This window comes from Amycolatopsis arida (assembly GCF_900115565.1).
In the GTDB taxonomy this organism is placed as follows: Bacteria; Actinomycetota; Actinomycetes; order Mycobacteriales; family Pseudonocardiaceae; genus Yuhushiella; species Yuhushiella arida.
This window is the reverse complement of record NZ_FOWW01000007.1, coordinates 229,518-246,454: the sequence shown is the minus strand read 5'-3', so window position 1 is coordinate 246,454 and position 16,937 is coordinate 229,518. Positions and strand designations below refer to the sequence as shown.

The 16,937-nt window shown below is 73.1% G+C and carries 17 protein-coding genes; 12 read left to right on the top strand and 5 right to left on the bottom strand.

The window, feature by feature from the left end; all coding sequences use genetic code 11:
- Positions 1 to 181: 181 nt before the first annotated feature.
- The 4 genes from BM051_RS20550 to BM051_RS20535 all read left to right on the top strand — a co-directional run bounded on the left by BM051_RS20550 (position 182) and on the right by BM051_RS20535 (position 4,624).
- A complete protein-coding gene (locus BM051_RS20550; RefSeq protein WP_092532807.1) occupies positions 182 to 1,195 on the top strand; it encodes a septum formation family protein in 1,014 nt (337 codons plus the stop codon).
- 5 nt (positions 1,196 to 1,200) lie between these two features.
- Positions 1,201 to 1,551, top strand: coding sequence for a metallopeptidase family protein (locus BM051_RS20545; protein WP_092532804.1), 351 nt, complete (start codon positions 1,201 to 1,203; stop codon positions 1,549 to 1,551).
- Between the two features lie 1,268 nt (positions 1,552 to 2,819).
- Positions 2,820 to 4,112, top strand: coding sequence for an MFS transporter (locus tag BM051_RS20540; protein ID WP_092532801.1), 1,293 nt, complete (start codon positions 2,820 to 2,822; stop codon positions 4,110 to 4,112).
- 116 nt (positions 4,113 to 4,228) lie between these two features.
- The gene (locus tag BM051_RS20535; protein WP_092532798.1) at positions 4,229 to 4,624 is read left to right on the top strand and encodes a hypothetical protein; all 396 of its coding nucleotides are present in this window, start codon (positions 4,229 to 4,231) and stop codon (positions 4,622 to 4,624) included.
- An 11-nt stretch (positions 4,625 to 4,635) separates the two neighbouring features.
- On the opposite strand, the gene BM051_RS20530 is transcribed toward BM051_RS20535, so the two are convergent.
- Positions 4,636 to 5,256 (bottom strand): DUF4232 domain-containing protein, encoded by a 621-nt coding sequence (locus BM051_RS20530; RefSeq protein ID WP_092532795.1) that lies wholly within the window; start codon positions 5,254 to 5,256, stop codon positions 4,636 to 4,638.
- 117 nt (positions 5,257 to 5,373) lie between these two features.
- Here BM051_RS20530 and tenA point away from each other — a divergent pair, with 117 nt between their 5' ends.
- A complete protein-coding gene (tenA, locus tag BM051_RS20525) occupies positions 5,374 to 6,066 on the top strand; it encodes a thiaminase II (RefSeq protein ID WP_092532792.1) in 693 nt (230 codons plus the stop codon).
- A gap of 23 nt (positions 6,067 to 6,089) precedes the next feature.
- Here tenA and BM051_RS20520 read toward each other — a convergent pair whose 3' ends face one another.
- Positions 6,090 to 6,713, bottom strand: coding sequence for a histidine phosphatase family protein (locus BM051_RS20520; protein WP_092533065.1), 624 nt, complete (start codon positions 6,711 to 6,713; stop codon positions 6,090 to 6,092).
- Between the two features lie 290 nt (positions 6,714 to 7,003).
- Positions 7,004 to 7,918 (bottom strand): prephenate dehydratase, encoded by a 915-nt coding sequence (pheA, locus tag BM051_RS20515; protein WP_092532789.1) that lies wholly within the window; start codon positions 7,916 to 7,918, stop codon positions 7,004 to 7,006.
- Positions 7,919 to 8,031: 113 nt separating this feature from the next.
- Between pheA and BM051_RS20510 the strand changes: the two genes are divergently transcribed.
- From BM051_RS20510 to BM051_RS29175, 5 genes are all read left to right on the top strand, one after another.
- Entirely contained in the window at positions 8,032 to 8,640 is a 609-nt protein-coding gene (locus BM051_RS20510; RefSeq protein WP_092533062.1) for a macro domain-containing protein, read from the top strand.
- Positions 8,641 to 8,786: 146 nt separating this feature from the next.
- Positions 8,787 to 9,719 (top strand): type I pantothenate kinase, encoded by a 933-nt coding sequence (coaA, locus tag BM051_RS20505; protein ID WP_092532786.1) that lies wholly within the window; start codon positions 8,787 to 8,789, stop codon positions 9,717 to 9,719.
- A gap of 1,602 nt (positions 9,720 to 11,321) precedes the next feature.
- Positions 11,322 to 12,131 (top strand): alpha/beta hydrolase, encoded by an 810-nt coding sequence (locus BM051_RS20500; protein WP_177216975.1) that lies wholly within the window; start codon positions 11,322 to 11,324, stop codon positions 12,129 to 12,131.
- A gap of 266 nt (positions 12,132 to 12,397) precedes the next feature.
- Entirely contained in the window at positions 12,398 to 12,568 is a 171-nt protein-coding gene (locus BM051_RS29180) for a hypothetical protein (protein WP_166677781.1), read from the top strand.
- A gap of 200 nt (positions 12,569 to 12,768) precedes the next feature.
- Positions 12,769 to 12,945: a hypothetical protein gene (locus tag BM051_RS29175; RefSeq protein WP_166677780.1), complete on the top strand. Its 177-nt coding sequence runs from the start codon at positions 12,769 to 12,771 to the stop codon at positions 12,943 to 12,945.
- Positions 12,946 to 12,960: 15 nt separating this feature from the next.
- On the opposite strand, the gene BM051_RS20495 is transcribed toward BM051_RS29175, so the two are convergent.
- Positions 12,961 to 13,923, bottom strand: a complete 963-nt coding sequence (locus BM051_RS20495; protein WP_092532783.1) for a Gfo/Idh/MocA family protein — start codon at positions 13,921 to 13,923, stop codon at positions 12,961 to 12,963.
- A 4-nt stretch (positions 13,924 to 13,927) separates the two neighbouring features.
- The gene (locus tag BM051_RS20490) at positions 13,928 to 15,034 is read right to left on the bottom strand and encodes a DegT/DnrJ/EryC1/StrS family aminotransferase (protein ID WP_092532780.1); all 1,107 of its coding nucleotides are present in this window, start codon (positions 15,032 to 15,034) and stop codon (positions 13,928 to 13,930) included.
- 200 nt (positions 15,035 to 15,234) lie between these two features.
- On the opposite strand from BM051_RS20490, the gene BM051_RS20485 reads away from it, so the two are divergent.
- Both BM051_RS20485 and BM051_RS20480 read left to right on the top strand, forming a co-directional pair.
- Entirely contained in the window at positions 15,235 to 16,308 is a 1,074-nt protein-coding gene (locus BM051_RS20485; RefSeq protein WP_092532777.1) for an ATP-grasp domain-containing protein, read from the top strand.
- Positions 16,278 to 16,931: an HAD family hydrolase gene (locus BM051_RS20480; RefSeq protein ID WP_166677779.1), complete on the top strand. Its 654-nt coding sequence runs from the start codon at positions 16,278 to 16,280 to the stop codon at positions 16,929 to 16,931. Before BM051_RS20485 ends, BM051_RS20480 begins: the two co-directional genes overlap by 31 nt.
- Positions 16,932 to 16,937 lie beyond the last annotated feature (6 nt).

Here is a 16,937-nt window from a genome sequence, read left to right as displayed (position 1 = left end):
GAAAGCAAGCCGACCGCACTCGCGACGTGCTGATGGGCCGAACAGTTTGCTTTCGGTCGGATTGGCATCTACCGGCACCGTACCGCTGGTACCGGCACCGTACCGCTGGGCAGCACGCTGTGCCCCACACTATCGACCGGTCGGCTCCGGGACACCGCAAACTGCAGGCATCATGGAGGAGATGTCCATTGACTCCGTGGTCGCGGGGCGTTCCGCCCGCGCGGCCCGCACGTTGCGCACCCAGCTGCTGATGGCCGGCGCGGCCGTCGGCGCGCTGGGCGCGCTCGCGTTGAGCTGGGCGTTCTCCTGGCACATCAGCCCGGAGGAGCAGAAGGCGGCCGCCGCGGCCGAGGCCAAGCGGGTGGCCTTCCACTCCCCCGCGGGCAGCTGCCTGTCCTGGACGCAGCCGGACGCCGGCGACGCCCGCACGGTGCCGTGCACCCAGCCGCACCTGTTCGAGGTGACCGGTGTGGTGGACATCTCCGACCAGTACCCGCCGGGGGTGCCGTCGCCGGACCTCACGCTGTGGCGGCAGATCGCCGAGGAGCGGTGCGGTGAGATCGGCGAGGCGTACCTGGGCAAGCCGCTCGACCCGTACGGCAAGCTCACGCTCGGTGTGCTCCGGCCGCCCGAGGAGGAGTGGGTCGAGGGCGACCGGCAGCTCCGCTGTGGGCTGCAGTGGGCCGGCCCCGGCGGCGGGCTGCAAACGCTGGACGCGCCGGCCGCCGAGGTGGACCAGTCGAACGTGTGGGAGCCGGGGACGTGCCTGGCGCTGGTCGGCAAGACCGTGGGCGATCCGGTGAGCTGCGCGGGGCCGCACTCCTACGAGATCGTGGCGACGATCGACCTCGCCGAGGAGTTCACCGAGGGCTACCCGTCGCAGGACAAGCAGATGGCCTGGCTCGACCTGCGGTGCAACGAGGCCGTCGAGGAGTACTCCGGGGGCATGGACCTGGCCGAGCAGGAGCTCATCCTCGGCTGGGACGTGCGCGAGCAGGAGAGCTGGGACGCCGGCTCCACCAAGGTCAACTGCAAGGTGGGGGCGACGCTGCCGGACGACAGCGGCCTGGCCGTGGTGCACGGCAGTATCCGGAAGCAGCCCGAGTCGGCGGAGTCGAGCGCGCCGGAGTCGGAGTCGTCCGACCCGTCGACCGACGCCGCGACCTCGGCGGAGCGGTCCGGGTCGGGCGGGTAGCGGCGATGCCGGTGGAGATGACGCGGCAGCGCTTCGAGGAGCTGGTCGCGGAGGCGCTGGACCTGGTGCCGGCCGAGTTCGCCGCCGCCATGGACAACGTCGTGGTGCTGGTGGAGGAGCGCAACTTCGAGGAGCCGGACATCCTCGGGCTCTACTCGGGCATCGCGCTCACCGAGCGGATGTCGGACTACGGCGGCGTGCTGCCCGACCAGATCTTCATCTACCGGGAGCCGATCCTGGCGATGTGCGACAGCGAGGAGCAGGTGGTCGACGAGGTCGCGATCACCGTGGTGCACGAGATCGCGCACCACTTCGGCATCGACGACACCCGGCTGCACGAGCTCGGCTGGGGCTGAACCGACCGACCCGACCCCACCAGACGCACCGACCGGCCCAGCCGAGCCAGTCGCGGCAGCCGGGCCGGTTGAGTCGGGCGCACCGCCGTATCGGCTGGCCCGACCAAGTCAGGCGCACCGGCCGCACTGACCGACCCGACCGAACGAATCGCAACGACCGCACCGGCCGGTCCAGCCGATGCGGTGGCGCCGCGCGGGCCGATTGAGCCGGCCAGGCTCAGCCGAGCCAGTCGCGGTAGCCGAGCCGGCTGATTCGACCGAACCAATCGCACGGGCCGGGGCGCGCCGGGCCAGTTGAGCCGATCGCATCGGTCGAGCCGGTCGCATTGATCGAACCGGCTGGTTCAGCCGAGGTGTTGGCAACGGTCGGAGGGAGCGGGCCCAGTCAATCGCGGTAGCCGAACTCACCGACCCGACCGAACCAATCGCGGCGGTTGGGCCCGCCGGGTCAGCTGAGCCGATCGCATCGGTTGAGCCGGTCGCATTGATCGCACCGGGTGGTTCAGCCGAGGTGTTGGCAACGGTCGGAGGGAGCGGGCCCAGTCAATCGCGGTAGCCGAACTCACCGACCCGACCGAACCAATCGCGGCGGTGGGCCGAAGGGACCATTCGAACCGGCCGGACGAGCCGAACCAGCGCGAACGGAGCCCCCGGACCACGAAGTTGTCCCCATTTTCCGCGACGCCCTTCCCCAGGCCCCAGCACCGATAGACTGGAACTGGGCGCCGGCCCCCCGATGGGAGGGCGGGTTCTGCGGTAGGCGCTGCTTCTGGGTTCGTCAAGCCTTGTTCGCCCAGCGGTTCGTCGAGCCGTGCGCGTTTGTTCGTCGCGCCGGGTGCATCCGTTCCGGGAGCTGTGCGGGGAGTTCGTGCTCGTCGTCGTGGCGGTGATCGCTCAGGAGGCCGGCCAGATGGCGGGCGGCGCCGGTGTTCCCCTCGGCGTGCTGCCGACGGCGGCGAACCAGGTCGCGCGCCTGGCGACCGCGGCGCCAGGGTCGGCCGGATCCCGGGCCGTTGGTGCGCGGCACTCGAGATCGGCGCGGCACTCGAGATCGGCGCGGTACTCAAGACCGGTGCGGCACTCGAGACCGGCGGCCACCCGGCCCGGTCACCCTCACCGGCACGGCGCGCCGCGCTGGAGGATGCCCCACTGGCGAAGCCCTTCGGCGGTGAGTCTTACTTTCCGGTACGAACCGCTTCCCCCTGTGCCGAATTCCGGTAGCCTAACGCGTTGTCATTCAATGATCGCTACGCGTGCTCAGGGGGAGGATGCATGAGCGAGTCGATCGACCTATCCGGGGAGCCGTGACCAGGGACCGCCGCCTCACCTGGTTGCTGTCCTCGAGCACCGTGTCGAACCTCGGCGACGGGATCGGCAAGGTCGCGTTCCCGCTGCTGGCCGCGGACCTGACCCGCGACCCGGTACTGATCGCCGGGCTCTCGGCGACGCAGTTCCTGCCGTGGCTGATGTTCGCGCTGCTCACCGGGGCGCTGCTGGACCGGGTGGACCGGCGCATCGCGATGATCGCGGCCAACACCGCGCGGGCCGTCGTGGTCGGCGGAGTCGCCGCGTTGGCGTACTTCGACGTCGCCACGATCTGGCTGGTGTACGCCGCCGCGCTGCTCATCGGCACGGCGGAGACCGTGGCGGACAGCGCGGCGAACGTGCTGGTCCCGTCGGTGGTCGACCGGAGCGGCCTCGAGGGGGCGAACAGCAAGCTGCAGGCCGTCGAGATCGCCGGCCAGACGTTCCTCGGCGGCCCGATCGGCAGCCTCACGTTCGCGGTGTTCGCGGCGTTCCCGTTCCTGCTCAACTCGGCGGCCTTCGCACTCGCGGCGGCGCTGCTGCTCGGCCTCGCCGGCAGCTACCGGCCCCGGCGAGAGGCTCCCGAGCGGGACGACCCGGAGCGGGACGACACGGTGCGGCGGCAGCTCGCCGAGGGGCTGCGCTGGGTGCGGCACAGCCCGGTGGTGTTCCGGCTGGTGCTCATCGCCGGGCTGGTCAGCCTGACCAGCGAGCTGGCGCAGGCGCAGCTGGTGCTCTACGCGCTGGAGGACCTCGAGCTGAGCAACGCCGCGTTCGGGGTGTTCGCGTTCGTTGGCGGGATCGGTGGGCTGGCCGGGGCCGCCGTCGCGCCCCGGCTGGTCCGCCACACCAGCCGGCTGGGCGTGCTGGCCGGCGGGGTGTTGCTCGCCGGCGCCGCGTTCACCGGCATGGGGATGAGCACCCGCGTGGTGCTGTCGGCGGGGTTGTTCGGCCTGTTCGCCGCCGGTGTGGTCGCCCTGAACGTGGTGCTCGGCACGGTGCGGCACGCCGTGGTGCCGAGCGAGCTGCTCGGCAGGGTGCTCGGCGTGTGGCGGACGCTGGTGTGGGGCGCGATCCCGGTCGGCGCGCTGCTCGGCGGCGTGCTCACCCAACTGCTCGGCCGGCCCAGCGGGACGTTCGTGGTGTCCGGCGGGCTGCAGCTGCTCATCGGGGTGGCCGCGATCGTGCTGCTGCGCGGGCACCGCGGCACCGTCGACCGGCTCGAACCCGTGCGCGGCAAGGACAACAGCCGGTAGCGAGAAGGGCACGGTTCAGCCAGTCGGGTGCGGTCGACGCTGGTCCCGGGGCGCCGGGAGTGCTCCAATCGCGGGATGTCGTGGGGCACATCACACTCGGAGCGGGGGAGCGGACGATGAGCGAGGCTGCGGACGGCAGACGCGGGCCGCTGGTGCTGGCCGCCACCACCGGGTTCGTGATCGGCAGCGGCGTGCTCGGGTTGCTGTGGGCACTGTCCGGGGTCTCCGGACCCGCCGCCGATGCCAGGGCCGCATGCGCCGCGTTGGAACGGGCCGGCGACCTGCCCGAGCCGACGCGGGGGAACCCGGACCCGCCGCTGGCGCCGGGAACCTGGCGGCGGATCGCCGCCGCCCGCGAGCTCGCCACGGCCGCGGCCGAGCTCGACGGCCGCTACCAGTCGCTTGCCGACCACATCGACGGTGTCAGCCGGATGGTGGTCAGCCGGCACCTGGCCGACCCGGGTGGCCGCTGGCACCTGCGCCAGGCCCGGCGGGCGTGTACCCAGGTCTGACCCGTCCCGGGTCAGGGCTCGCCCGGCCCCTTCTCGATCGTGCGCACCACGAGCTGGTGGCCGGGGATCTCGTCGCTGGCGCACCCGGTGCCCTCGTGCTCGAGGAACTTGGCGTCGGTCTCCTGCGGCAGGTAGACCCGCAGCCCGCGGACCGGCGTCGGCCGGCACACCGCCGGGTCGTAGTTGCGGACCTGCACGAAGCCGAGCGGGGCGTGGGCCTTCTCGCCCGGCGCGACCACCACGGGCGCGCCCTTCTCGCCGTCGCGGTAGGCGGCGGGGCCGACCTGGTGCCCGTCGTCGCCGGTCACGTAGGAGACGCCGGGGTAGCCGTGCAGCACGCACGAGTGGTCGCTGGTGTTGGTGAACTGCAACGGCCGGTAGGCGGTGCCGGCGGCGGCGCTGCCACGGCCGAGCGACAGCGCGACGTCACCCGCCGTGCACAGCGCCGGCTCGCCGTCCGTGGGGCGGACGGACTTCTCCTGGGTGACGGTCTCGGTGACCGTGGTGGTCACCGTCTCGGTGGTGGTCGGTGGGGTGGCCGGCTGACCACCCTGACCGCAGCCGGCGATGGCCGCGGTCAGCGCCGTTCCCGTCGCGATCAGGGCCAGGTGTGCAACTCGTCCTCGCGTCATGCTCGTTCGCCTCCCTGTGCCGGGGAACTACCAAGAGGACGTGTGCGGCGTGGGCACGGTTGCGTCGGTACCGTCGCGGCCGGTGCCGAGGTGCGGGACCGGGAGAGGACGGCAGCGATGACGGGATTCTGTGAGCAGGCTTGGCAGCACACCGGGACGCTACAACGGGCCGTGCTGGAGCACCCGTTCAACGAGGAGCTGGCCGCGGGGACGCTCTCCCGCGACCGGTTCCAGTTCTACCTGGCCCAGGACGCGCGGTACCTGGTCGGCTTCGGCAGGGCACTGGCGGTGGCCGCGGCGCGGGCGCCGGAGCCGGACGGGCTGACGTTCTTCGCCGGTGCCGCGCACGAGGCCGTGGTGGTCGAGCGGGCGCTGCACGAGAGCTACTTCCGCGAGTTCGGCTTGGACGAGGCCGGGTTGGCGGCGATCGAGACCTCGCCGACGTGCCTGGCCTACACGTCGTATCTCCTGGCCGTGGCGCAGGCCGAGGGCTACCCGGAGCTGGTGGCGGCGCTGCTCCCGTGCTTCTGGGTGTACCAGCACGTCGGCACCAGCATCCTGCGTCGTGGCTCCGGCGGCCGTGGCGATTCTGCCAACCCGTACCAGGCGTGGATCGACACCTACGCCGACGAGGAGTTCGCCCGATCGGTCGATGCCGCGAAGGCCGCGGTGGACGCCGCGGCCGCCGGCGCGGACCCCGCCACCCGGGAGCGGATGCTGGGCCACTTCGTGCGCGCGACGGAGTACGAGTGGATGTTCTGGGACAGCGCGTACCGGATGGAGGCCTGGCCGACCACGCACCTTCGCTGAGGGGCCGATTCGTCCAGGCCGGTTCAGGTCAGGACGAGGCCGGCCCAGGTGAGGCAGTGCCACCCGCCGCCGGGGCGGGTCTCCAGCTCGACGACGGCGGTGTTGGGGAGCAGGCCCTTGTCGGCGATCTCCGGGCGGACGTTGTCGGAGAGCCACTCCGCGCCGAGCCGGATCACGCCGCCGTGACTGACCAGGGCGATCACCCCGTCCGGGTGGGTGTCCTCGTGCTTGGCGCGCAGCTCGGCGACCGCGGTGAGGTAGCGCCGGCGGACCTGCGCGCCGGTCTCCCCGCCGCCTGGCATGGCGCCGTCCAGCTCACCGCGCAGCCACGGCCCCACGGTGTCCAGGTAGGTCTGGATGGCGGCGCGGTCGGTGCGGCCCTCGAGCTCGCCGACGGAGACCTCGTGCACGCCGTCGATCACCTGCACCTCGAGGTCGCGCGCCGCGGCGAGGGGCGCCGCGGTCTGCTGCGCGCGAACGGCACCGGACGCGTACACGGCGACGATCGGCTCGGCCCGCAGCTGGTCGGCCAGCGCCGCGGCCTGGTCGTGGCCGAGGTCGGTCAGCGGCGGGCCGGGCAGTGCGGTGTCCAGAGCACCCCGGATATTGGACTCGGTCTGCCCGTGCCGGATCAACAGCAGTCTCACTCGTTCGCCTTCCCGCGCGCCGGTCACCGGCGGGTCGTCCGCCGGCGACCGTCCGTGCAACCCCAGTTCCGCCGCCCACCCTAACGGGCGCGTCTGTCACCCACGCCTACCTCAGCACGCCCTCGCGCGCACACCCTGCGGACTGGCCGCCGCCCCTGACGTGGGAACTCGCCGTCCCGAAGGTGGAACTCGCAGCTTCAGGCCAACGTGCCCGCGCGCACGGCGGCAAGCCGCCCGCCCGTCTCCCACCACCACCCAAACGGACGCCGTGCGCGTGGTCCTCGTACCACTCAGGCCAACGTGCCCGCGCGCACGGCGGCAACCCAATTCGTGGCCCGTTCGAAGGCCTCGTTCTCGGCGCCGGGTTGGATGGTCGCTGGCACGCCGTCCGCCCTCGGGTGCGACCCGAGGAACCGCACGTCGCAGCGCCGCCGCAGCGCGGCGAGCGCGTCACCGATGCGTGGCTCGGCGACGTGGCCCTCGATGTCGATGAAGAACCGGTACTCGCCGAAGTTGCCCTTGGTCGGGCGGGCGTCGAGCCGGGTCAGGTTGATCCCCCGGCCGGCCAGCTCGGTGAGCAGCTCGGCGAGCGCACCGGTCCGGTTGGCCGCCGCGGCGACCAGGGAGGTGCGGTCCGCGCCGGTGGGCGCGGGCAGCTCGCCCGGCGGGCGCAGCAGCACGAACCGGGTCCGCGCGTCCGGCACGTCGGCCACCTCCGTCGCCAGCTCGCGCAGCGGGTAGTGCTCCGCGGCCACCGGGGCGGTCACCGCGGCGTCGTACTCCCCGCGCTGCACCGCCACCGCCGCCGCGGCCGTGGACGAGGCGGCCACGTGCCGGGCGTTCGGCAGCCGCGCCGCCAGCCACTGCCGCACCTGCGCCAACGCGTGCGGGTGACTGGCCACCGTGCGGATCTCGGCGGTGTCCGCGAGGTCCGATCGGACGAGCACGCTGAAGTGCACCGGCAGCAGCTCCTCGGCCACCGCGACCAGTGGCGGCCCTTCGGCCAGCCCGTCGAGGGTGGCGGTGACCGGCCCCTCCACCGAGTTCTCCACCGGCACGCACGCGGCGTCGGCCGCCCCCTCCCGCACCGCCGCGAGCGCGGCGAGGATGGTCTCCGCGGGGGTCAGCGCACCGTCCGGGGCGAGCCGCCGCGCGGCCTGCTCGGTGAACGTTCCCCGGGGGCCGAAGTAGGCGATCCTGGACATCGCGCCAGGCTACGCAAGCCCTGCTCGGCGCCGCCGGGCGTGCCCAGGTTCACTCGCATAGCCGGTAGCCGAGCTGGTTACCTTCCGTGGCTTTTTTTGCGATGCTGGTAGCCGTGACGGCTGAATCTGGCACGCACATGACCCATCGGGACCACGTGTCACGCCGCACTCCCGAGTTGGTGCTCTGTGCCGTCGACGAGGCACTCGCCACGGCGTGGCGGTCGGTGGCCACGGCGATGGAAGGCCGGGTGCGGGTGCACCAGGGGTCCGTCCTCGACGTGCCGGCCCAGGCGGTGGTCAGCCCGGCGAACTCCTTCGGCTGGATGCGCGGCGGCATCGACGCCACCTACGCCAGGGCCTTCCCCGAGGTGGAGCAGAACGTGCGCAGCGCGGTGCTCGCCTACCACGGCGGTGAGCTGCCCATCGGCGAGGCGATCGTGGTGCCCACCGGCGAGCCGGCGCCGGCGTGGTTGATCAGCGCGCCGACCATGCGGGAGCCGGGCGAGCGGCTGCCCGAGGACACGGTGCACCCGTACCTCGCGGCGCGCGCGGTGTTCCAGCTGTGGCGGGACGGTCGCCTGGAGGAGGGGCTGGACGTGCGGCGCGCGGTGGACACGATCGCGATGCCCGGCCTCGGCACCGGCGTCGGCGGCGTCGCGCCGGAGACGTGCGCCCGGCAGGTCGGCGCCGCCTGGGAGGAAGTGTTCTTCGGCCGCGGCTGAGCGGGTACCCGGTAGCCGTCGGACCACCGGTGCGACCACCCGCCGGCGTGGACAACGTCACAGCCCGTTCGCGGGGAGTAGGCCCTACCGTTGGATCCGCGTGACACGAAGACGGCGCTGGCCCACCGACGGGCGAGGAGTGTGCGATGCCACGGGTCCGTGAGCTGAGCCCCTATGTCGAGCTACACCGTGACCAGTGGCGGGAACTGCGCAGCTTCACGCCGTTGCCGCTGACCGCCGACGAGCTGCTCCGGCTGCGCGGGCTGGGGGAGAAGGTCGACCTGCGGGAGGTGGCGGAGGTCTACCTGCCGCTGTCCCGGCTGATCAACCTCCAGGTGGCGGCGCGGCAGCGGCTGTACGAGGCCACCACCACGTTCCTCGGCGAGGACTGCCGCGGCACGAAGGTGCCGTTCGTGATCGGCATCGCCGGCAGCGTCGCGGTCGGCAAGTCGACGACCGCGCGGATCCTGCGCACCCTGCTGGCCCGGTGGCCCGACCATCCCCGAGTCGACCTGGTGACCACGGACGGCTTCCTGTACCCGCGGGCCGAGCTGGTGCGGCGCGGGCTCATGCACCGGAAGGGCTTTCCGGAGAGCTACGACCGGCGGGCCCTGCTGCGGTTCGTCACCGAGGTGAAGTCCGGTGCGGAGCGGGTGAGCGCGCCGGTGTACTCGCACCTGGCCTACGACATCCTGCCCGGCGTCGAGCACGTGGTGGAGCGGCCGGACATCCTGATCGTCGAGGGGCTGAACGTGCTGCAGCCCGGACCGCGGTTGACCGTGTCGGACCTGTTCGACTTCTCGATCTACGTGGACGCGCACACCGAGGACATCGAGCGGTGGTACGTCGAGCGCTTCCTCGAGCTGCGGCACACGGCGTTCGCCGACCCGGCCTCGCACTTCCACCACTTCGCCGGGCTGCCGGACGACGAGGCCAGGGCCGAGGCGCGGCACCTCTGGCGCACGATCAACGAGCCGAACCTGATCGAGAACATCCGGCCCACCCGGCCGCGGGCGACCCTGGTGCTGCGCAAGGACTCCGATCACTCCATCAACCGGGTGCGGCTGCGGAAGCTCTGACCACGTCGGACAGGATGCCGGCCACGGTGTCCGGGATGGACACGTGTGGGCAGTGGTCGCCGGGCGGCTCGATCGGCTCGACTCCTCGCAGCTCCCTCGCCGCCGCGCGCATCCACTCCGGACGCGGGGCAGCACGTAGGTCGAGGCGGCGCGGAGCGGGGGGTGTCGACCGGACCCTCGATCACGGCGGTCGGCCAGAACCACCGCAGGGTGCTGAGCGCCCAGGGCAGGGTGACCAGGTCGGCGGCGTGGAACAGGAAGTAGGCCGAGATCGCCGGCACCTCCCTCGGTGAGCGGCTCCCGCCAGGTGTGCCACTCGGGGTGAACTCCCCGCCACGTTCCCGGACCTCGTCCCGCGATGCGCGCCCGGTGCGCGGGTCGGGCACCAGCGACGCCAGCCAGACGAGGTGGGCGCACCCCAGCCGGCGGGCGATGGCCGGGAGGAGCAGCCCGCCCAGCGAGTGCGCCACCACCACGGGCCGCTCGACCCCGCGACCTGGCCGGCGGCGATGTCGGCGTAGCCGTCGGCGGTCCAGGTCCGGCCGGTCGACCGGGAGGCCCACCGCGTGGCAGCGGGTCGCCCCGCCGGTCCAGCGCGTCACCCGACCGCTGCCACCCCGCCGGCGACTGGGTACCGCCGTGCATTAGCACGAAGTCCATGGCGGAGCGTCCGCCCGCCGGGCGAGGCCGGCGGGCCGATGTTCACGCGGAGCGGAGGAGGCGGCGGTGAGCGCTGCTGGCACACGCTGGGGGAGAGTGCGCCGCGGCGGGCGAGCGGTGCACCCACCGCCGGCCGGAATACCGGCGAACCTCGGCTGGCCGGGCCGGTGGTGCCGCGGGCGGAGTGCCGCGGTGTGGGCGTACGGGCAGCGAGTGCGCGACGACCAGCGGCCGGTGACGTTGGCGGCGCTGCCCGCAGTTCGAATCCGCAATGGACTCCGGGGGCGCCCCCCCGGGGTCCAGCTTATCGCCTGTGGCGGGGCTGATCGAGCGCTCCGGAGGAATGTGGACAGCTCGACGACGCGAACGGGCCGGTCGATACGTGCGGGTGGCGCGAGCGGGCCGGTGGGTGCCTGCTGGCACGAACCGTGGGGCGGATGCGGGCCGGCGGGAGAGACCGGCGGGAGAGACCGGCGGGAGTGGCACCGGCCCGGCAGGCCGCCGGGCCAGCCCACGGCACGGGGGGCGCTCCGCGCGTGGCGGTGGCGGGCCGCCGCCCGGTCGGCGGCAGCCGTGGTGGCGCTGCTCGGCATCCCGCTCGCCGGGGCACATGTTCCCGCGGGCACCGAACCGGGCCTTCCTCGCCACCGCGGGGCGGCCGGCCAGGGGCATGTGGCGTGGATGGGCGGCGGTTCGGCCGGTGGGAGGTGCGCGGAGTGGACGGATGGTCGCGGTTTGGCCGGTGGGACCTGCGCGGAGTGAACGGATGGTCGCGGTTCTGCCGGTAGGAGGCGCGCGGTGTGACGGGCGGCGGGGTTTCCTCGGCGAGGGCCGTGCGGCGGCCGGGATCTGGTGGTGGGTGACGCGCGGCGCGGCCGGGCGGGTTCGGTCGCCGGGAGTGAGCAGCCTCGGTTCGAGGGGCGGAGGGGGTAACGTGGAAGCATGCGGCGCCGGCTGTTGCTCGGTCTCGTCGCGGGGCTCACCATCGTGGCCGTGGTACTCGCCGGCCTGTACGTCCTGCAGCGCAAGCTCGTCTACCTCCCCACACCGGGGCCGGTGCCCAGCGCCGCCGACGTCCTGCCCGGCGGCCGGGACGTCACGTTGCGCACGAGCGACGGCCTCGAGCTGTCCGCCTGGTACTTCCCCGTGCCGCGGCCACGGGCGGCGGTACTGGTGGCGCCGGGCAACGCCGGCAACCGCGCCGCCCGCGCGCCACTCGCCAGGGAGCTGCACGCCCGCGGCCTGTCGGTGCTGCTCATGGACTACCGGGGCTACGGCGGCAACCCCGGCGCCCCCAGCGAGGCCGGACTGGCCCGCGACGTCCGCGCGGCGCGAACCCACCTCCTCGCCGCCGGCGTGCCCGCCGACCGCCTCCTCTACTTCGGGGAGAGCCTGGGCGCCGCCGTGGTCGCCGAGCTCGCCGTCGAGCACCCGCCCGCCGCGCTGGTGCTGCGCTCGCCGTTCACCGACCTCGCCGCGGTGGGCAGCCGCCACTACCCCTTCCTCCCGGTGCGGCTGCTGCTGCGCGACCGGTTCCCCGTCGTGGAGTACGTGGCCCACCGGCCCGCGCCGCTCACCGTCGTGTACGGCACCGCCGACTCGATCGTGCCGCCCGAGCAGAGCAGGGCGGTGACCGCCGCCGGCGGTGGCCGCGCGGTCGCGGTACCCGGGGCCGAGCACAACGACCTGGTGCTGCTGACCGGCCCGGCACTGCTCGACGCCGTCACGGCGGCGGTGCCGGACATCCCCTGAAGGTGCCCGGCGGTCACCGTCCTGAGTGGACCTGTGATCAAAGGGGCGGGAGTGCTGCCTGTTGCACTCGGGGATGCCTCGATCGGCGTAATGTCGGGAGCACGGGTTTCCCCCTGGCGCGGTCACGGAACACGCAGGGCGACCGCGCTCGGCCGATTGGCCGAGTGCGGCGCGCCAGCACCAACCGGTTGGCCGATACCACCGCCGCCCACCTGGGGCGACCCTGGATAGCAGGTAGGACACCCTGCGGAGGGGGAGGCACGCCGATGTTCTCGATAGTGATGACGTGGATCGGGGCAATGCTCGGCGTCGTGGTGCTGCTGGCCATGGCCTTCGGCGCCTTCGTGCTCGATGTCGACGACGCGCTCTACCGGCGGGACCGCAAGCCACGGGAGACCCGCGACGGCTCGGGAGCCAAACCGTCACTGCTCGGCTGAACCCTTCCCGGTACGCACGACTCCAGGGTGATCCCCGGTTCGCGCCGCACCCCCAGCGGCAGCCTACGCGTGTATGTCGCCGTGTGGCGGTCCGGCCGTCGAGCGCCGCCCGTTGGCCGAACCCGGGGCCGGCCGGACGCGGCGACGCGGACGTTCCGATCCACGCCGGGGAGGAAGCCGCGCCCGACGGGGGTTGTCGCATGAATCCGCGCCAGCCGCGTGCGTATGCGGACTATGCCAGCGACCTCTCCGGCGACGCGGGGACCATCCGGATCGCGATGTACGAGGGGCCCCGGCCAGCCGTTCGAATGGGGCCACGGGACGACGACGTCCTGCTCGGCCTGCTCGACCACGCGTCAGCGGAGGCGTTGCGCTGAACCCGCCCGAGCGGATCAGGCCGACGCCGTGGCCTGGTCGAGGACGCTGGCGACCACGCGGTGCGACGGAAGGATGGACTCCCGCTCCACGTCGGCGTCGATCCTGCCCTCCAGGAGGTCCACGAACCGGTCGAGCTGGGTGGCCAGCGGCTCCCGCGCGGTGACCAGCTCCGGAATCTCGATCACCGTCTGCTGCCGGTAGCCCAGGCCGTCCGGCGTGGCCGCGTCGTGCGAGACGTGCCGGTAGATCGTGACGTCCCGGCGCAGCAGGTCGATCTCGATCAGCCGGTCCAGTTCGGACACCATGAGCGAGCGCACCTTGCGCTGCCCCAGCCGGGAGGCGGACACCGTGGCCAACCCGGTCGGGAAGGTCAGCACGGTCTCGATGGTGTCCTCGGCGCCGCTTTCCGACGAGGGGTGGAAGTAGCCCGCGCCGGAGGCCACCCGCTCCGGGACCTGCCCACGGAACAGCTGGATCGCGATGTCCACGTCGTGCACCAGCAGGTCCCACGCCACCCCGGTCTTGATCCGTGGGGCGTACGGCCCGTGCCGCCGGGCCATCAGGTGGATCGGCTCGCGCAGCAACGCCTGGACCGTCAGCACCGCCGGGTTGTACCGCTCCAGCAGCCCGCACATGAGCGGCACGCCCCGCGACTCGGCCAGCGCCACGATCTCCTCCGCCGCGGCGAGGTCGTTGGACAGCGGCTTCTCCACCAGCACCGGCGTGCCCTGCCGGAGGATCTCCAGCGCCAACTCGTGGTGCGTCTCGGTCGCCGAGGCCAGCACCACGGCATCCACATCGGACAGTGCGCCCAGCTCGGGCGTCCACCGGGTCTCGTACCGCTCGGCGCAGGCCCTGCCGGAGTCCTCGCGCGGGTCGATCACCCTGCTCAGGGTCACCCGCTCGTTCTGGGAGAGCACCCGGGCGTGCAGCGACCCCATGCTCCCGGTCCCGATCAACGCGATCCGGTGCGACATCCGGTCAGGCCCCCAACAGCTCGCGGACGGTCTCGACAACGAAGTCGACATCGGACTCCGAGAGCGCCGGGTGCACGGGCAAGGACAGCGCCTGCTCCGCCACGGCCGCGGCCACCGGCACGCCGGCCGGCGACGCCTCCGGCACCAGCGGGTGCTCGCGGTAGCAGTCGTAGTCGAACACGACCTTCGGGTAGTAGATCCCGTTGCCGATCCCCCGCTCGGTGAGCTGTGCGGCCAGCTCGTCGCGGGACAGCATCGCGTGCGGCCCGATCAGCACCGTGTACTGGTGCCACACGTGCTCTCGGCCGGGCAGCACCGGCGGCACCCGCAGCCCCGGTGTCCCGGCGAGCCCGGCGCCGAGCCGCTCGGCGTTGCGCCGCCGCGCCGCGGTGATCCGCTCCAGCCGTTCGAGTTGCGGGATGCCCACCGCGGCGTGCAGGTCGGTCATCCGGTAGTTGTGCCCCGCGACCTCGTACTGGTAGCGAGCCCGCATGCCCTGGTTGCGCAGCACCCGCAGCCGGTCGGCCACCTCGTCGTCGTCGCAGGTGATGACCCCGCCCTCGGCGGTGGTGACGTTCTTCGTGGCGTACAGCGAGAAGCAGCCGAGCCCGAAGCTGCCCGCGGGACGCCCCTCGAACGTCGCGCCCACCGCCTGCGCGGCGTCCTCCACGACGTGCAGCCCGTGCTCGGCGGCCAGCGGCGCGAGCTTGCCCATGTCCGCGGTCTGCCCGTACAGGTGCACCGGCATCAGCACCCTGGTCCGCGGCCCGACCACCTCGGCCACCCGGTCGGGGTCGAGCGCGAAGTCGTCGTCCCGAATGTCGGCGAACCGGACCGTGGCGCCGGCCTCGAGGATCGCGTTCAGCGTCGCCACGAACGTGAACGGCGAGGTGACCACCTCGTCACCGGGCCGCAGATCCAGCACCTGCAGCGCCGCCACCAGCGCGGTGGTGCCGTTGTTCACCGCGACGGCGTGCCGGGTGCCGGAGATCTCCGCGAAGGTCGACTCGAACCGCCGGACCATCGGCCCCTGCGCGATCGCGCCGGACCGCAGCACCTCGCGGACCAACGGCTCCGCGTCGCTGACGTCGACGACGGTAATCGGAATCATGCGGCAGTCTCTCAACTCGGCGGACAGGCTCGGCGCGTCAGGTACAGTCGTGCCTCGGCGAGGCGACCCTGGTCGGCGCACCCGCCGGCGCTGACGCGGGCGTCACGATACTCGCTGGTCGACACCCGTCCACGGGACCGGGTCACCAGCCCGCCGCATCCCGGTGCCCACCACCAGAACAGGCGCGAAAGGGTAGGGACATGCCACGAATCCTCATCACCGGTGCCGGCGGGTCGGCGGCGTTCAACTTCCGGGACGCGCTGTCGCTCGCGCCGCACCGCTACGAGGTGGTCGGCACCGACGTCCGGCCCTACCACCTCGAGCTCATCGACCTCGCCGCCCGGTACCTCGTGCCGCCGGTCACCGACCCCGGCTACGTCGACGCGGTCAACCGGGTCATCGCCGAGGAGCGGATCGACTTCGTGCATCCGCAGCCTGACGTCGAGGTCGGCTTCCTGGCCGAGCACCGCGACCGGATCGAGGCGCCCACCTTCCTGCCCGACGCCGAGGCGGTCGCGCTCTGCCACGACAAGATGGCGTTCAACGCGCACCTGCGGGCCCGCGGTGTCTCCGTCCCGCGCGCCGTCGCGATCGACAGCGCGGAGGACCTGAGGGCCGCCCTCGCCGAGCTCCAGCGGCGGCACCCGCGGGTGTGGCTGCGCGCCACCCGCGGCGCCGGCTCGCGGGCCAGCCTGCCGATCAGCTCCTTCTACCAGGGCGACGCCTGGATCGACTACTGGCGCTCGTTCCGCGGCCTCGACTACGGCGACTTCATGGCCAGCGAGTTCCTGCCCGGCGCCGAGTTCGCCTGGCAGAGCCTGTGGCACCGCGGCGAGCTGGTCACCGCGCAGGCCAGGGAGCGGGTCGAGTACGTGTTCGGCAACCTCACCCCCAGCGGGCAGAGCTCGTCGCCGTCGGTGGCCAGGACGGTCAACCGCGCCGACGTCAACGAGATCGGCACCGCCGCGGTGCGCGCCGTCTCCGCCGAGCCGCACGGCGTGTACTGCGTCGACATGAAGGCCGACGCCGACGACGTGCCGATGGTCACCGAGATCAACGTGGGCCGCTTCTTCACCACCAGCAACTTCTTCGCGCACGCCGGGCTGAACATGCCGGACATGTACGTCCAGCTCGGCCTCGGCAACACGTTGCCCGACCCGCCGCCCCGCTACGACCCGCTGCCCGACGACCTGTACTGGGTGCGGATGATCGACATGGGCTTCCGGCTGGTCAAGGGGGGCGAGTGGGCGGCGTCGGCCCTGGCCGGCCGGTGACCGTGGTCGTCTTCGACTTCGACGGCACGCTGTTCCACCTGCCGGTCGACTGGGCCGCGCTGCGCCACGACCTCGGGATCGACGAGCGGGCCCGAATCGGCGACCTGCTGCAGCGGGCGATGGACGAGGGCGACACCGCGACGCTGGCGGTGGTCGACGAGCACGAGCGGGCCGCCGCGCGGGCGGGCGAGTTCACCCCCGGCTCGCCGGACTGCCTCGCCGCGCTCCGGGAGCGTTGCCGGGTCGCCGTGCTGACCCGCAACACCCGCGACGCCGTGCGCATCGCGCTCGGCCGGCACGCCGACGACCTGCTGGTGGTCGGCCGCGAGGACGTGCGCCGGCTCAAGCCGGACCCGGAGGGCCTGCACGCGGTCCTCGCCCGGTTCGGAGCCGAGCCGGGCGAGGCGGCGCTGGTCGGTGACACCCATCACGACGTCCGCGCCGCCGCGGCGGCCGGCGCGCGCAGCGTGGTGGTACGCAACCCCAGGCTGCGGTACGCCCCGGAGGGTGCCGACCACTACGTCGACGACCTGACCGTGGACCTGCTCGACGTGCTCCGCCGCCCACCGGCCGAGTTCCCGGCCCCGGGACGGTCCGTACCATCGGACGGGCCGACTCACTAGAGACCA

Excerpts from the sequence above, each read along its gene's own strand:
- BM051_RS29175 (WP_166677780.1), top strand. The coding sequence starts at position 12,769 with ATGAATCCGCGCCAGCCGCGTGCGTATGCGGACTATGCCAGCGACCTC.
- coaA (WP_092532786.1), top strand. The coding sequence starts at position 8,787 with ATGCCACGGGTCCGTGAGCTGAGCCCCTATGTCGAGCTACACCGTGAC.
- BM051_RS20495 (WP_092532783.1), bottom strand. The coding sequence starts at position 13,923 with ATGTCGCACCGGATCGCGTTGATCGGGACCGGGAGCATGGGGTCGCTG.
- BM051_RS20490 (WP_092532780.1), bottom strand. The coding sequence starts at position 15,034 with ATGATTCCGATTACCGTCGTCGACGTCAGCGACGCGGAGCCGTTGGTC.
- BM051_RS20550 (WP_092532807.1), top strand. The coding sequence starts at position 182 with ATGTCCATTGACTCCGTGGTCGCGGGGCGTTCCGCCCGCGCGGCCCGC.
- BM051_RS29180 (WP_166677781.1), top strand. The coding sequence starts at position 12,398 with ATGTTCTCGATAGTGATGACGTGGATCGGGGCAATGCTCGGCGTCGTG.
- BM051_RS20530 (WP_092532795.1), bottom strand. The coding sequence starts at position 5,256 with ATGACGCGAGGACGAGTTGCACACCTGGCCCTGATCGCGACGGGAACG.
- BM051_RS20540 (WP_092532801.1), top strand. The coding sequence starts at position 2,820 with ATGCATGAGCGAGTCGATCGACCTATCCGGGGAGCCGTGACCAGGGAC.
- BM051_RS20485 (WP_092532777.1), top strand. The coding sequence starts at position 15,235 with ATGCCACGAATCCTCATCACCGGTGCCGGCGGGTCGGCGGCGTTCAAC.
- BM051_RS20535 (WP_092532798.1), top strand. The coding sequence starts at position 4,229 with ATGAGCGAGGCTGCGGACGGCAGACGCGGGCCGCTGGTGCTGGCCGCC.
- tenA (WP_092532792.1), top strand. The coding sequence starts at position 5,374 with ATGACGGGATTCTGTGAGCAGGCTTGGCAGCACACCGGGACGCTACAA.
- BM051_RS20545 (WP_092532804.1), top strand. The coding sequence starts at position 1,201 with ATGCCGGTGGAGATGACGCGGCAGCGCTTCGAGGAGCTGGTCGCGGAG.
- BM051_RS20500 (WP_177216975.1), top strand. The coding sequence starts at position 11,322 with ATGCGGCGCCGGCTGTTGCTCGGTCTCGTCGCGGGGCTCACCATCGTG.
- pheA (WP_092532789.1), bottom strand. The coding sequence starts at position 7,918 with ATGTCCAGGATCGCCTACTTCGGCCCCCGGGGAACGTTCACCGAGCAG.